The 15,271-nt window shown below is 55.0% G+C and carries 7 protein-coding genes; 4 read left to right on the forward strand and 3 right to left on the reverse strand.

All coding sequences use genetic code 11. The features are described from left to right. Positions 1 to 62: 62 nt before the first annotated feature. From tamL to ACYVHX_RS08845, 3 genes are all read right to left on the reverse strand, one after another. Entirely contained in the window at positions 63 to 2,393 is a 2,331-nt protein-coding gene (tamL, locus tag ACYVHX_RS08835) for a translocation and assembly module lipoprotein TamL (protein ID WP_460671262.1), read from the reverse strand. Continuing rightward, positions 2,390 to 7,399 carry a translocation/assembly module TamB domain-containing protein gene (locus ACYVHX_RS08840; RefSeq protein WP_460671263.1) on the reverse strand — a complete coding sequence of 1,670 codons (5,010 nt, stop codon included), beginning with the start codon at positions 7,397 to 7,399 and terminating at the stop codon, positions 2,390 to 2,392. Before ACYVHX_RS08840 ends, tamL begins: the two co-directional genes overlap by 4 nt. Positions 7,400 to 7,613: 214 nt before the next feature. Next, positions 7,614 to 7,739 carry a hypothetical protein gene (locus tag ACYVHX_RS08845; protein WP_460671264.1) on the reverse strand — a complete coding sequence of 42 codons (126 nt, stop codon included), beginning with the start codon at positions 7,737 to 7,739 and terminating at the stop codon, positions 7,614 to 7,616. A 239-nt stretch (positions 7,740 to 7,978) separates the two neighbouring features. On the opposite strand from ACYVHX_RS08845, the gene ACYVHX_RS08850 reads away from it, so the two are divergent. The 4 genes from ACYVHX_RS08850 to ACYVHX_RS08865 all read left to right on the forward strand — a co-directional run bounded on the left by ACYVHX_RS08850 (position 7,979) and on the right by ACYVHX_RS08865 (position 15,248). Beyond that, positions 7,979 to 8,590, forward strand: a complete 612-nt coding sequence (locus ACYVHX_RS08850; protein ID WP_460671265.1) for an RNA polymerase sigma factor — start codon at positions 7,979 to 7,981, stop codon at positions 8,588 to 8,590. A gap of 94 nt (positions 8,591 to 8,684) precedes the next feature. After that, positions 8,685 to 9,803 (forward strand): FecR domain-containing protein, encoded by a 1,119-nt coding sequence (locus ACYVHX_RS08855; protein WP_460671266.1) that lies wholly within the window; start codon positions 8,685 to 8,687, stop codon positions 9,801 to 9,803. Between the two features lie 223 nt (positions 9,804 to 10,026). Then, entirely contained in the window at positions 10,027 to 13,479 is a 3,453-nt protein-coding gene (locus ACYVHX_RS08860; RefSeq protein WP_460671267.1) for a TonB-dependent receptor, read from the forward strand. 35 nt (positions 13,480 to 13,514) lie between these two features. Then, positions 13,515 to 15,248, forward strand: a complete 1,734-nt coding sequence (locus tag ACYVHX_RS08865) for a RagB/SusD family nutrient uptake outer membrane protein (RefSeq protein ID WP_460671268.1) — start codon at positions 13,515 to 13,517, stop codon at positions 15,246 to 15,248. Positions 15,249 to 15,271 lie beyond the last annotated feature (23 nt).

A 15,271-nucleotide genomic window follows, 5' to 3' on the forward strand; every position in this document is an offset into this window, starting at 1 on the left:
ACAAACCTATTGCAAAGTCTGTTGCAAAAGTTAATAGGCAGGAAATGAAAGCAATACCGGTTTTAAAAAGGATAGCCGACGGCCACGTTTAAAATCAGGTTATCCCGGCGCCAGCTGCGGCTGGTGGGGTCAATTTCGTCGAAAACCCACTGCTGGCCTTCCGGCAACCACGGTTTTCGCAGGGGAAAGGCTAAATCAAAGCGCAACACAAAATAAGACACATCAAGCCGCAAACCGAGGCCCGTACCCACCGCCAGCTGCTTATAGAAATCTTTCCTGAACTGGGTATTGGCCCCGTAGAAAGTCTCGTCGGAATACATCCAGACATTACCAGCGTCCAGAAACAAAGCACCCTGGAAATACTTGTTGAATTTGGGCCGAAGCTCGGTGCTGAATTCCAGCTTAATGTCACCCCCGCCATCCTGAAGCGCCACGGTTCCAACGAGGTTGCGGGTGTAAACGCCGGGGCCAATGGCCCGGGGACGGAAGGCCCGTATGCTGTTGGCCCCCCCCACAAAATACTGTTTCACAAACGGTAGCTGATCGGAGTTGCCGTAGGGAACACCCAGTCCACCGAAAAACCGGCTCGCCCAGACCATACTCGGTGAAAGCTTGATAAAATGCCGGCTGTCAACATCCATTCGGAAAAACTGGGAATACCGCACACCGAAGATCACCTCTTCCCCTGCCTCATTTTTCTTATTGCTCAACAGTGAACCTAAATTACCGGCGGGTTCGACATTCACGCTTAGACGGTAGGTGTACGCAGAAGCGGTTCGGGGTGACGAACTTAAGTTATAGGTATATAAACTACTCAAAATCAATTGATCGGATCGAATGATTGTGGCGTATTGCTGCCGGGTGGTAGGGTCATCCTCCAGCGCAAAAAACTTATCGGTAAAATTAGAGGGCAGTACGTAGTTGATACTGATCGGCTGAAAAATATGCTCCGTTTGCGGGTTGCTCCGCCAGGCGTAGCCAAACGTTGTCAGAAACGAGTTCAAATGGTAATATTCACTCCGAACAATCAGGTCGTATCCGAGTGAAACGGTGGTCTGCGGCAAGTTCTGCCCGCGTTCGTAATGTTTGATTGGAATAGGCGAAACCAGCCGGGGAAATGTCAGACTCGTTTGAATTCCGTAGCGATAGTTCGTGATCCCGCTGCCGCGTGCACCAATCTGAAATTCGACCCCGGCATTGGCGTTGACGGTAAACAACTCCGAACGGCCCAGGACATTCCGGTTTCGCCAGCTTAAAGTCAGCTGCGAACCGACCAGGTTGTTGGAACGGCTCGTTCCGGCAATCTCCAATCGGGCGGATTTCTTCGGATACGGCGTCAGGTAATAATGCACATCCATCACCGTCGAATCGCCCTGCTGCGTGGGTTCAAACCGGTTGCGGACAAACTTGAACGAACCCACGTTAATAAACCGGGACAAGGTCTGCTCCTGCGCCCGGCTGTTGTAACGTCGTCCGGGCCGCAAAGCAATGATGTCCCGAAAAAGCTTGGGATTGTAAGTCCCTTCGGGATCGACAATTTTATAGGCCCCAAACTGAACCGCCCGGCTGGCCAGCGTATCCACCTGAGTAGAATTGGACGAAAGGCTGTAATTCGGATACACGTAAATATCCCGGACCGAGTAGGGCAGCAAGGCCGCGCGAGGTGTTTCGGGCTTGATGGCCAGATACAGGCGGGTTCGGTGATTGCCCTGAGCACTGTCGGCCAGTACCGCAATGAAATCCGGCTGAAAGTAAAAAAAGCCCTGCCGCTGTAAATACTGATTGATTCGCTCCCGTTCCAGCTTGATGATCTCCAGCCGGTATGGATTCTCTTTCTTCAGCAATGTCCGCTTCTGAATTTCAATCATCGGTTGCCGCAGCGTGGTCGAATCCATCAGGAAGGCGACCGAATCAATGAGATAGCGGGGTTGTACCTGCACCTGATAGACGGCCGTGGTCTGGTAACTCTTCGAACTGTCGGGATTGTCGCGCAAGCTACCGGAAACCGTCGAACGGAAATAGCCCTCATTTTCCAGAAAAGCCATCCAGATGGCCGCGTTGGACGTAAGGGCCTTGGCGCTCGCAAAAACCGGCTCTTCACCAAATTTCCGCCGGAACCACGCCCGAAATCCTTTTTCTTTTTTCGGCTCACCCATCAGGTAATACAAACCCACTTTGTACGGATAGCCGAACAGTTTCTTATTGGGTTTTGGACGGGCCAATCCAGTCAGTTGCTCCTCAATCTGTTCTTTTTCACCTTTAGAAACCGTTGAATCAACCGCTACATTGATTTCAGCACCCATGTATAATTTCTCACCGGGCGGAATGTGTCGGGCCACATGACAGCCGGTCAACGCGAAAAAAGCCAGTAAATAGATTAAACCGTTTTTCATTGATTTTGCTTTTCTGCCGATTTACGAAACACTTCACTCAGCAGGTTGTAATCAACCGTGATGACAAACCCAACGCCGGTTTCAATCACGTACCCTTCCAAAACCGCCTGGTAGTCACTTTTGCGATAACCGCGCAGCATGTACCGGCCATCGCGGGTCAGGTTGTAGTTCAACGACAGGTTGTCAAACACCTCGTTGGGATTGCGGTTGATGCCGGTATTGTTTTCCAGGACAAAATTGCGACCCACCGATACCGTCAGCCGTCCCTGTAAAAAACTGCGGGAAACGCCCACATTCAGGTCCGTGCGGGAGCCCACCGAGTTATTAGCACCGGCCGACTGAGTCGATGAAAGCAGATCAAAATTGACATCAAAGCCTTTCAGCAGGCTGGACGCGAATTTCTCCAACTGATCCGACAGAATCTTACTCACGCTGCTGCGGGCAATTTCCTCGGTGTTGATTCCGCCCCCGCCCGTCGAACTAGCGGTGTTTTCAGCAATGAAACTGCCCAGCACCATCAGGCCAAACACCTGCTTGTTCAACTGCGAAGGGTCCTGCCGCAGCTGCGTCAACTTGGAATTAACGGCATCAATAATGGTTCGGGACGCCAGGAAATCCTCTTCCGGCATCGCAATGTCAAAGCTGATGTCCGGCGCCGACAACTGGCCTTTCATTTTCAGCAAAACATTGAACGGAATTTTCTGTTTGGCCGCCGTCCGGAGCTGTTCGCTGGTTTCGTTTGCAATCAGGTTCGCGGGGGTCGCCGTGGTCTGGTAGAGAGCCGTAATGTCCAGTTGCGCCCGAAGCGGATCGCCGGTCCAGGTAATGTAGCTGCCTTTCTGAATCGAAAATTTGCGTTTCAGCACTTCGTACGTCAGCGAATATTCCCCTTCGGTTACATCATACCGACCCAGCAGCGAGATGGCTCCGCTCTGGCTGATGCCGACGTTTAGCCGGGCGTTGCCTTTGATGCGCAGGTTATCGCCGTTCAGTTCGTCGATCACCACCGTAATTTCGGATTTTTCGTTGGCTTCCAGACTCAGGTCGATCTGGGCATTGTTCAGATTTTGAAACTCCAGTTTGCGGGATGCCGTATCCGGTTTGGCCAGCACCAGGTATTTCCGCAACGCCAGCGAATCTTTGTGATCGATAAACGTGACGATCTCCCGGGCCTCGTTGACCGAAGAGCTTTGGTCGGGCAGCACCAGCGTGATCTTACTGTCGTCTTCCAGCCGGATTGACCCGTTGATGGTGGGGCTGGTTCCGCTGCCGCGAATGTTCAGATTTGCCGTAATGGCGGCATTTCCGTAGGTCAGATCATTGTCTTTTCGGGTGGCATTCAGCACCTGAAACTGATCGGCCTTCACATTCAGGTTGTAGGCTACGTCGGGCAATTCCCGGATGGTAATGGTTCCGTTGGTGGTCAAGCTGCGGTTCAAGGCGTCGCGAACGCTGAAATCCTGGAACGTAACGGTTTTTTCGTTGAACCGGATGGTTTCCTCATCAATTCGGTACGAAGCATTCAGATAGGCTACGTTGAACGCCAGCGAATCGAACGACATGGAACCGTTCAGCCGGGGCTGATCGACGGAACCCGTCACATCAACCTGGCCCAGCAACCGGCCGCTGGTTTCGCGCAACTGTCCAAAACTGAACGCTTCGATGGTCTGGGCACTGAGTTCGTCCAGATTGATTTTAAAATCCAGCGCATTGGCCGGATCAGACGCTTTGTAGAAACCCGTTACCCGCGCCCCGTTTCCCGATCCCACCAGCGCAATGTCCGTCGAAATTCGTTGCTCCGTTGTGTTTTCAAATTTCGCCGTCAGATTACCGATGGGTTTCGCCATCACATTCAGGCTATCGACGTTCACGTTGCCGGTAAAGGAAAGGTTGGTCAGCACATTCCGCAGTACCACGTCCCCGTTCAGCAAACCGCCGACCATCGTGGTGTCCTGATTGGCCAGTTTCATCATGTTGGCCAGGTCGATGTTTTCCACTTTTACCTCCAGGGGCGCATTCGTCTGCGGCACGATGCTGTTGACCAGAATCTTCTGTTCGCCGGTCTGGAGTAAAAACCGGTCGGCCAGGATTCCTTCGCTGCTGTACTGAATGTACCCGGTGGTGTCGCCCGTCCAGCGCTGGTAGTTGGTCAGTAAACCGTCGGGATTGAACCGGAACTGATAGGCCCGGTCGGCAATGGCCAGGTTCCCGGACAGACCGTACCACGCCCGGCCCGTCGAATCGTCGGATTCGATCTCGAACCAAAGGCGGTTTTTGATCGCTTCCGCGTTTAACTTGGTCACGTTCAGCTTGATGCCGCTGGCGTTGGCCGCGTTGATCTGCCCCGTAATGCCCAGCCGTTCATTAACGCCCGCCATACGCATGGTAATGCCCTGAATCTGGTTCGTATCGTATTCGATCAAGCCGGTTTTCAGCAGAGCGGCAAAGGTGGTATCCCGAACGTTATCGACATAGGCCCGGAACGTAACCGGGTCCATGCGGGTCAGGGCGGGCACGAAAGCCATCAGCAGCGGGTGGTGATTGACCGTCATATCGACGTTAAAGCTATACGGCGGATTGACCGGCTTGTAGGCCAGATCGGGCAGTTGGATGTATTTGCTGAATTCACTCACGGCAATGTCGTACAGGCGCGTGTAATCAAACTGACCATCCAGTTTCATGCTCGCAAACGGCAACTGGGCCTCGACGATCTTCCGGACCCCATCGACATCGGTTTTTACGTAGAACGAATCCAGCGGATAGGTGCTGCCATTGTAGCGCACCACGGTTTCGCGGGCGACCAGAATGCCCACCGGTTTGGCCGGATCAGTGGACGCAAAATCAAACCGGAGCCTGCCTTCCACACTGAGCGGTTCTTTATAGAGTTTCAGTTGCGTTACGTCCAGTTTCTGAATCGCCAGCCCGCCCCGTACGCTGGGGAAATCCTGGAGCAGCCCCACCTGCGTGTTCAGCGCCAGTTTGGCGTTCGGATCATCCAGCGTGCTTTCCATGGTGAGCGTACCCCGCTCCAGGCGGCCTTCGGCGTCAAAATTCTGGTAATTATAACCCATCAGTTCGGCCTGCCGGACGTTCAGCCGAAAAGCGGTCTGCATGGTTTTGACGTCAATGCCCCGGCCGTCGACGGTCGCGTTGGCCGTAATACTGCCAATCGTTCCCTGCTGCCCCAGCCAGCGCCCGGCCTCCAGCCGCGCCAGCGATAAATCGCCTTTATAAGCCTGATTTTTCCCGGCGACAAAACCGCGGACGTTCCCGTCGAAGTCGACATCGCCCCAATCGGTCTGCAAGGCAGCATTGAGGTTCAGGTTATCCAGTTCGCCCAGAAACCGCCCGGTCAGCCGGAGTTTGGGCGGAATGTTGAACGAATCGGGCAGCGTTCCTTTGGGCACCAACTGCCGGATATCGCTCAGGCGCGTCGAGCCTTCGGTCAGGTTAATGTCCATCGCCAGCCGGTCTACATCCGTCACGTTGCGCAGGCGCCCGCTGGCCCGCAGCCGGGTTCCGGCCAGCATATCCAGTTCAAAGGTTGGAATGCTCAGATTCGCCAGGGTGCCCCGCATCAGCGTATTGATCCGAATTACGGCCTGCCGATTGGTAAAAAAAGGCGAGGTGCTGGCCAGAAACGGCGCCAGATACAGCATATCGGCAACCGCCAGCCGGCTTTGCTTCAGATTGACGCGAACGCCCACGCGCCCGGCTTCGCGTGGTCGGCTGAGTTGCCCAATGGAATCGTAGCGCAGAATCAGTTGATCGCGGAGCAGCGTCTGGGGCGTCTGTACGTAAAGCCGGTTTACCGAGGTCAGCGTATCGCTGTACACCACGTCGGCATCGAGTCGTTGCAGCGTAAAACCGCTCTGATCGCGGAACTGCCCCCCGCGAAACTTACCGGAGATCAACTGCGGACTGTAGAGCAGCGTCTGAGCGTTCAGCGAAAAATTCTGCAGATCGAGGTGGCCGTAGTCGAGGCCGGTTTTCTGCCGGGGCTGATTCTGGTCTTCAAACCGGATGCGGTTTTTCGCCAGTGCCACCCGCCCGATGCTGGCCCGCCAGCCGCCGGAATCGTCGGTTGTAGCCGCTGTGGCCGAAACCGGCGCACTCGTCTTTTTCGTCGCTTTGGTCAGAATGGCGGCAATGTCCGCGTTTTCGAGTTCGATGGATTTGATACCGACGCGCTGGCCGTCCAGATACAGGTAATCGGCTTCCATCGCCAACCGCCCAATCGCGCCCCGCGTCTGAAAATCAGCTTCTTCCACATTGACATCCCAACGCGCCCGGTTTACCTGCCAGGTGCCTAATTTCAAATCCAGCGTATCGCCCGAGGATGCGGAAGGCGTTACCGGCGTGTCGATGCCTTTGTAAAGCCGGGTGGTTGCCACCAACCCATCCACATTCACCGTCCGCAGGTGATACTGCGACTGGGCAACGTCAGTTTCGTCAAAATTAGCCCGCAGGCTGTCAAGATACGCGCCGACATCGGCCCCGACCACATCGTCCTTGTAGCGAATCCTGACATCCTTTAGCGTCACCGCAGCCAGGCTTATGTCCAGCGGAGCCGCCGTGGTATCGACCGGCTGCGGTGGTCCGCCCGTGTCGAAGGCATCAATGATGTATTGAAAATTGAAGGTGGTATCGGGCAGGGTGCGGGTCAGGTTGACCCGGACTTTTTCGAGTTCGATCTGATTGAGTGCCACCCGGTTTTTGAGCAGTCCCATCATATCGAGATCAACCCGGAGTTTCTGGCCCGCCAGCAGCGTGTCGCCTTTGGGGGTGATGAACAAGACATCTTCCAGCCCGATGTAATCCGGAATGTCGTAGGTGATCCGGCCGATCCGGAAGGGGCTTTTGATTTTTCCGGCCAGGTAGCTGTTCACCTGACGGGTCACAAAATCCTGTCCCCAGGTCGTTGTCGCCACGACCCATAAAAAACCGAGTACCAGAAAAACCAGCCCCAGTAGGGCCAGAAAAAAAACCGTCAGAAATTTTTTCACGTTCCTTTTATCAGTCTCCGGATCGGGGTCGTCGCTTCGTTCCGGTATCGTTTTTACTTATACCAATACGAAGTTTACGCGCCGAATGTTGAATACCGGATCAGTTTTGGCTTAAAAAAGTAGTATCCGGCCCTAAATTCGCCGGTATTTTGATCTACCCAATAAACCGTACAGGAGGTGATTATGTTATCGTAAGTTCATTCCAGAACCGATGTTACTTCGAGAATACCCCTTTGGCGATGAGGTAGGGAATGAGCAGCCAGAGCAGGCCTTTGATGAGAAAGAAAAGAAAGCCCAGCCAACCAACGCGCTTGAGCCATGTTTTAAACCGGTTGTTCATGGGGGGCAGTTCTGTTCTACAATACGGTTGCGGACGGATTCGTTTCGGAATGCGATGATGGATCAAAGGTAGCCAACGGACCGGTGAATGAAAACCGTCTCCCCGATTTTGCCGATCTGGTAACAAAACGCCCTATTTTTAAATTCTTTTAATTATACAATTAATGAACAAAATACCATCCTGACAGTAAAATAACCGTACATTTGGCTTCTGTAACGAGTACATGACGATCGGATCGATTGGAACGTTTTACAGCCGCTGATTACAAAACCCTGACCCCGCAGGAACTCTGGCAACGCTTCAAAGGCGGTGATGAGCTGGCTTTCGGCGAACTGGCGAAGCTCCATTACCGGGGCCTTTATAACTACGGGCTGCGGCTAACGGCGGATTCGGAGCTGGTTTGGGACACGATTCAGGATCTCCTGCTGGAATTGTGGGATCACCGGGCCACCATCGGTGATGCGGTTTTTGTCAAAACGTACCTGTTGAAAGCGCTGCGGTATAAACTGCTGAAAATCCGTCCGCAACAACCGGCGGTTCCCCTGGACGAGTCGTCCCCTTCCCAGCTCCCGTTTGCCGATTCCATTGAGCAGCAAATCATTGCTGCCGAAAGCGAAACCGAACAAACCCGGCTGCTCCACCAGCTCATGGCGTCGCTCTCCAATCGCCAGCAGGAAGTCTTGTACCTGCGGTTTTACCAGAATCTAGAGAACCACGAAATTGCCCAGATCATGGGTCTGGAGCGCCAGAGCGTGGCCAATCTGCTCCACCGAACCTTCAAAGAACTCCGCAGCCAATGGTCGTCCACGCTGCTGATCCTGGTGCTGGCCCTGATCCGGCTGGATGCCTAGCCGACGTTCCGCAAAAAATACTTTCTTTTTTTTGAGTATTGCCCCGGCGAATGGTACACTATGGAACTAGAAGCCATAGAATGCAATTTGTTCGATGATTAATTATAGAACGTACGAAGCCGAAGACTTCCTGTTCGATGAATCGTTTCGCCAGTGGACGACGGAGAACGTTCCAGACGCCACCCGTTTCTGGGCACAATGGCTGACCGAGAACCCGGACCGCGCCGAAGTGGTCCGGCAGGCGCAGGAATTGGTTCGGACCCTGACGGATCATTACGCGGACGATGCCACCGAAAGCCGATTGGCGCAGGAGGTATCGCGACTGGTGAGTACGGCGGCCGAACGCCGGGAGACCGATTCGGAAACGCCGGTTGTTCCGCTTGGGCAGCGGGGCTGGTGGCGCTGGACCGTGGCGGCATCCGTTCTGCTGCTGGGTATCAGCACCTGGTTCTATCAAAACCGTCAACCAACGGTCGTTCCGGGCTCGTACGAGTACCTGACGAAAACAACGGCCACCCTGCCGTTGACCGAAAAAGTAAATACCGGCAACAAGGCCATGAATATTCTGCTGGGCGACGGCAGCGTGGTGACCCTGAATCCGAACAGTCGGCTCAGCTATCCACACCCGTTCACAACCCATACCCGCACGGTGTACCTCAGCGGGGAAGCGTTCTTCGACGTGGTGAAGAACCCGGCGAAACCGTTTCTGATTTATGCCAACCGCACGGTCACGAAAGTGCTGGGCACCAGCTTTCTGGTTCGGGCCTACTGCAAGGAAAAAGACGTGACGGTGATGGTAAAAACCGGTCGGGTGTCGGTGTATTCCCAGAACGATTACGAGAAAGCGCAGCAAACCGGTCTACGGCGCATCGAAGGAGTGGTGCTGACGCCCAATCAACAGATGACGTACAATTTGCAGGAACACCGGCTGGTGAAAGCGGTCGTGGAAAAACCGGCGGCTCTGATCGTTAACCGGCCCAGTCGCGAGCAGGAGTTTGAAGACGCTCCGGTGGCCAAGGTTTTTTCGAGTCTGGAACGAACCTACGGCGTGAAGCTGCTCTTCGACGAAGAAGCGATGGCGGCCTGTCTGGTCAATGTCACCTTCAATGAAGAGAATCTGATGGAACGGCTGGAGGTCATCTGCCAGACCATCGGGGCGTCGTATGAAGTCTTGGACGGACAAATCGTAATCACCAGCAAAGGATGCCAATAACGCGCTGAATTATCTCTAAACCCAAACACATCATTTCCTAAACCATCTCAATGCCTAACTTCCACTTGCCTATGCGTTAATCACTCCTGCTCACAAAAAAGGCCAATGATGGTACCAGCATCATTGACCCGTAAAGCCCCTTTACTAGTCAACCTTATCCGGGATGAAGAAGGGAATTTTTTGTCCATTTGAAACCCCAAACAGCCAAAAAACAAGCAAAAGTATGAAAAAACTTCGACAACCGCTTAGCCTGTTGCGTAGCTTTATGAAATTGACTTTCTACCAGTTACTGCTGGCCGCGATCTTCACCGGACTGGCGCTGGCCCGCCCGGTCGAAGCGCAGCGAACCATGGATCAGCGCGTCTCGATTCAGGTCAACAACCTGCCGGTGAGAACCGTCCTGAACCAGTTGGGTAAACAGGCCGACGTTCGTTTTGCCTACCGCTCGGCGCTGGTTCAGCTGAACCAGCGGGTGACTTTCACCGCAACGAATCAATCGTTGAGCGAGGTTCTGAGCAAATTATTGAAACCGCTGGATCTGACGTACTACCTCAAAGGCCGCCAGGTTATCCTGAACCTGGAACCGGCGCCCCTGCCGTCGCCCGAAGAACTTCTGCGCCACCAGAGCGATGCGGCAGCCGTCGATCAGACGATCACCGGAACGGTTTCCGACGAAGCCGGCGTCCGGCTGCCGGGGGTGAGTGTGGTGGTAAAAGGCACGACGCGCGGTACCACCACCGACGGCAATGGTCAGTACAGGCTGAACCTGCTCACCGGCGACGCCATTCTGGTGTTTAGTTTTGTGGGCTACACTCCGCAGGAAGTGGCCGTTGACAACCGGACGGAAATCAACATCAGTTTACTGACCGACACCAAAAACCTCAGCGAAGTGGTGGTGGTTGGTTACGGGACGCAGAAACGTTCGGATCTGACCGGCTCGGTTTCTTCCGTAAAAGCCGGAGAAATTAAAAACCTTCCCGTTCGCAGCGTCAACGAAGCCTTGCAGGGCCGGGCCGCCGGGGTGCAGGTCACCCGTCCGGACGGAACCCCGGGCGGCAGCTCCGACATTGTGATCCGCGGCATTGGCTCCATCGGCGGAATGGCCCCGCTGTACATTGTAGACGGTATCCGGATGGGCGCGGGCAACAACTTCAACCTGCAGGATGTCGAATCCATCGAGGTGCTGAAAGATGCGAGCGCAGCGGCCATCTACGGAGCGCAGGCTGCCGGGGGCGTGGTGCTGGTGACCACGAAGCGCGGCACCCAACTGGACAAAATGAGCATCAACTTTAATGCCTATTACGGCGTTCGGCAACCCCGGAACCTGTATCAGATGCTCAATACGGCCGATTACATCAAAGCCAAACAGGCTTTCGGTGTCAACACGAGCGGGTATGGCGACCCGGCGACCTTGCCCAATACGGATTGGGTCGACGAAATTTTCCGCAACGGCAAAGAGCAGAGCTACTCGCTTTCGCTGGCGGGCGCATCGGCCAAAGCCAACTATTACCTCTCGGCTAACTACCAGCGCGAAGACGGTACCATTATCGACAACGCCTTCGAACGCTACGGCATCCGGTCGAATGCGGATTTCAAAATCAACAAGCGGTTTAAGATCGGGGAAACCCTGTTTGCCTGGAAAACCAGTACCAATCCGGTGCAAAGCGCAACGTATCCGTTCCGTTCCGCCCCACTGGTGGCGGTTTTGGACCCTACGAATTCGTTTGGCGGCTGGGCCAAAACCGGGTCGTTTTTCACGGGCCCTAACCTGGTGGGTTGGGAAAACATTCACCACCGGCTGAATGACCAGTACGCGCTGGAAGGGAATATTTATGCCGATTGGGAAATCATCAAGGGGTTGAACCTGCGCTCGACCTTCGGCGCGTCGATCTACAGCGGCCGGAATTACACGTTCCGGGAAGCCCACGACTTTGGCGTCGTTAAAAACACCATCGCCTATTTGAGTCGCGAACAAACCAACCAGCGCAACCTCACGGCCAACTTCGTTTTGACCTACGACAAAGCAATCGGTCAGCACGAGTTCAAAGCAATGGCGGGGTACGAAGCCTACCAACAGGACCTGAGCAACCTAACCGCCGAAGGACAGGGCTTCCAGATTGTTACCTACAACCTGGGTCTGAGTACCGATCCGAGTACCTACCGGGCCAGCGGGGGCGAATACCCCCAAACCCGGCTTTTGTCGCAGTTTGGCCGGATCAACTACACCTACGCCGGGAAATACCTGCTGACGGCCAACGTCCGCCGGGATGGTTCCGACCGGTTTGGGCCTGCCAACCGCTGGGGGGTGTTCCCCTCGTTTTCGGTCGGCTGGCGCGTCACGGATGAAGCTTTCATGCGCGACATTCCGGTTCTCTCCACTCTTAAACTACGGGCGAGTTACGGAAAACTCGGGAGCACCAGCAACATTCCGCAGTTCACCTACCAGGCTTCGTACGGCGGCTCGGGCGGTACCAACATTCACGGTTTGCCGGACGGCAGCCGCGCCAAAGGCTACGCGCTGACGGCCCAGCTCCCCAACGAAAACATCAAATGGGAAGAAGTGAAGCAAACCGATATTGGCGCGGACATCGGCCTGTTCAACAACCAGTTGAACGTGGTGATCGACTGGTACAGCCGCCAGACCGAGGACATGATTTATCAGGTGCCGGTACCGCGCTCGGCGGGGTTTGCGGCTTCGACGGTGTACACCAACATTGGACAGATGAGCAACAAGGGGCTTGAAATTGCCGTCGATTACCGGGGTAAAAAAGGCGGTTTTACGTACAGCATTGCCGCCAATGCCGCCTTTAACCGAAACCTGGTCAAGCAACTCAGCGGCACGAACAACAACCCGATCAACGACGGTGTGGGCGGTGACTACCTGGAAAGTACCATTGCCCGGACGCAGGCCGGTTATCCGATGAGCCAGTATTTCGGGTACATTACGGAGGGTATTTTCCAGACCGATGCTGAAGTGGCAACTCTGAACCAGCAGGCGCAGGAAAAAGCCGCAGCCGCCGGACGGCCAACCACGGGCGTTTTTTATCAGGCAGCCGGAACCGGCGCGGGTGACCTGCGTTTCCGGGATGTGAACGGCGACGGGCGCATTACGATTGACGATAAAACCTACGTTGGCACGCCCTGGCCAAAAATGACCTACGGCCTGACGCTGAATCTGGGCTGGAAAGGCTTTGATGTGTCGGCCCTGTTTCAGGGAGTGCAGGGGCTGGATATTTACAACGCCAACCGTTACTACACGCAGTTTTTCGTGGGCGATTACAACACCACCGGCGACATTTTCCAGACGTCGTTTTTCAACGGCGGTGGCCTGACCGACCGGCCCCGCGTGGGCTACAAGGATGCGTCCGGCAACTACATCCGCGACCCCAACTCCAACTATACCCGGATTTCGGATTACTACGTGGAAAACGGGGCGTATCTGAAACTGCGCAATCTGCAGGTGGGCTACACCATTCCGACGGCGGTGATCAACAAGATCAAAATGAGCAGCGTTCGTGTCTACGTGCAGGGGCAGAATCTGATGACGCTGACGAAATACTCCGGTCTGGACCCGGAAGTGCTCGGGCGTAACGGAACCACCGGCCGGGGGATCGACGCGATCTATTCGTACCCGCGCACCACGCTCCTCTCGCTGGGCATCGACGCCAGTTTCTAATTCACCCGACCTTATAAGTTGAAAACGATATTTAGATGAAGCCATTTCTGAAAATAACCCTCTTTATCACGCTGATCAGTTTAGCGGGCTGTAAAGAAGATTTTATCGACGTGACCAATCCCGGGGCGTTGTCGACGAACAATTACCCCAATTCATTGACGGATCTGGAGCAATTGCTGACCGGGGTGTACGGCACGCAGCACACACCGGGCCTGTTTGGGCACAATATTTACGGCAAAGCGTATTACATGTGGGATCACACCGCCGATCTGAGCTGGCAGGGGACCACCACCTGGATTCAGTTGGCGCAGAACAATTCACAGCCCAACGACGGTTTTTTATCGGAAACCTGGCGGGATGCCTGGAAAGGCATTCAACGGGCCAACACGCTGCTGGTCAATATTGAAAAGTATCAGCCTAAAGCGACTACGGAAACCGACAAGGCCGCCGTTAACCTGATGAAAGGACAGGCCTTCTTTCTGCGCGCCTGGTTCTACCAGTACCTGATCACCATCTGGGGCGAATCGTTCATCATCAACGGTCAGGGGGGCGAAAAAATGGGCGTTCCAATCATCACGGAAGCATCGACCAGCCTTGATCAGACGCAGGTGGAACGGGCGACGGTCAAGCAGGTCTGGGATTTTATCATCAGCGACCTGAAAGCGGCCGAAACGCTGCTGGCCGGAAAAAACTGGACGGGCGCCAACGACAAACACAAGATCAGCGGCTGGGCGGTGAAAGCGGCTCTGGGCAAAGCGTACGTCTACACGCAGGACTGGAACAACGCGAAAACGTCGCTGACCGAGGTGATCAACAACAGCGGCAAATCGCTCGTTTCGTTCGATGTGTATAAGACCATGTTTAACGGCAAGAACGAATTCAACTCCGAATCGCTGCTGGAAATGAACATGAACGTGGATTTGACCGCCCGCGGCAACACCGAAACCTCGATGGGAAGCAGCATCGGCATGGTGCTGGCCCCCACCTACGTGGGCGATAATAACCTGCCGGCGGCTTCGGCCTGGTCGAACGTGTTTCCGCACGCCAAAAACATCGCCCGGTTCGGTTTCAACGAAGGCCATTATTTCAAAGCCGGTACGACGCAACCGCTGGCCACCAACGTCGATCCGGCCTACGTCACCCGCTCGGTGCAGGCGCGTCAGGCCAAAACCGTTGATCCGCGTCTGTGGGTTGCCTGCTGGCAGCCGTACGTGGACAGCATGATCGTCAACACCCGCAAACGCCCGCTGTCGCACTTTCTGGACATCAGCGAGATGGACATGGAAGCCTGGAGTTTCCGGAAGTACCTGACCATCGACGCCACGGAAACCGAAGTCAACATGGCCAACGGCAACAACTTCCTGCTGCTGCGACTGGCCGATGTGTACCTGCTTTACGCCGAAACGCTCACCAAAACCGGCGACAATGCCACGGCGCTGGAGTACATCAACAAAGTGAAACGACGGGCCTACGGGTATCCGGTCAATGCGGTTTCGCCGGTTGATTACAAAAGCCTGACCGATGCCACGAAAGCGCCCGACCCGGTTTTGAAAAACGACCCGCTCAAGTACGAACGCTGGGCGGAGTTGTTCGGCGAGGGCCACTGGTGGATCGACGTCCGACGCTGGCAGATCGGGCCGCAGGAAGCCGCCTATTACCAGCGGGTTCGGGGCGGCACCATCCAGTGGGAAGCCACCGACTACGCCCAGCCCATCCCCATCGACGAGATCAACTCGAACGTGAAGATGAAGCAGAATCCGGGGTATTGATCCGCTAAGAACAATAGGAATGG

It is taken from the genome of Larkinella ripae (genome assembly GCF_054780775.1).

What these genes read in the sequence shown, in the direction of transcription:
- tamL (WP_460671262.1), bottom strand. Translation starts at nt 2,393, where the DNA reads ATGAAAAACGGTTTAATCTATTTACTGGCTTTTTTCGCGTTGACCGGC.
- ACYVHX_RS08845 (WP_460671264.1), bottom strand. Translation starts at nt 7,739, where the DNA reads ATGAACAACCGGTTTAAAACATGGCTCAAGCGCGTTGGTTGGCTGGGC.
- ACYVHX_RS08855 (WP_460671266.1), top strand. Translation starts at nt 8,685, where the DNA reads ATGATTAATTATAGAACGTACGAAGCCGAAGACTTCCTGTTCGATGAA.
- ACYVHX_RS08860 (WP_460671267.1), top strand. Translation starts at nt 10,027, where the DNA reads ATGAAAAAACTTCGACAACCGCTTAGCCTGTTGCGTAGCTTTATGAAA.
- ACYVHX_RS08865 (WP_460671268.1), top strand. Translation starts at nt 13,515, where the DNA reads ATGAAGCCATTTCTGAAAATAACCCTCTTTATCACGCTGATCAGTTTA.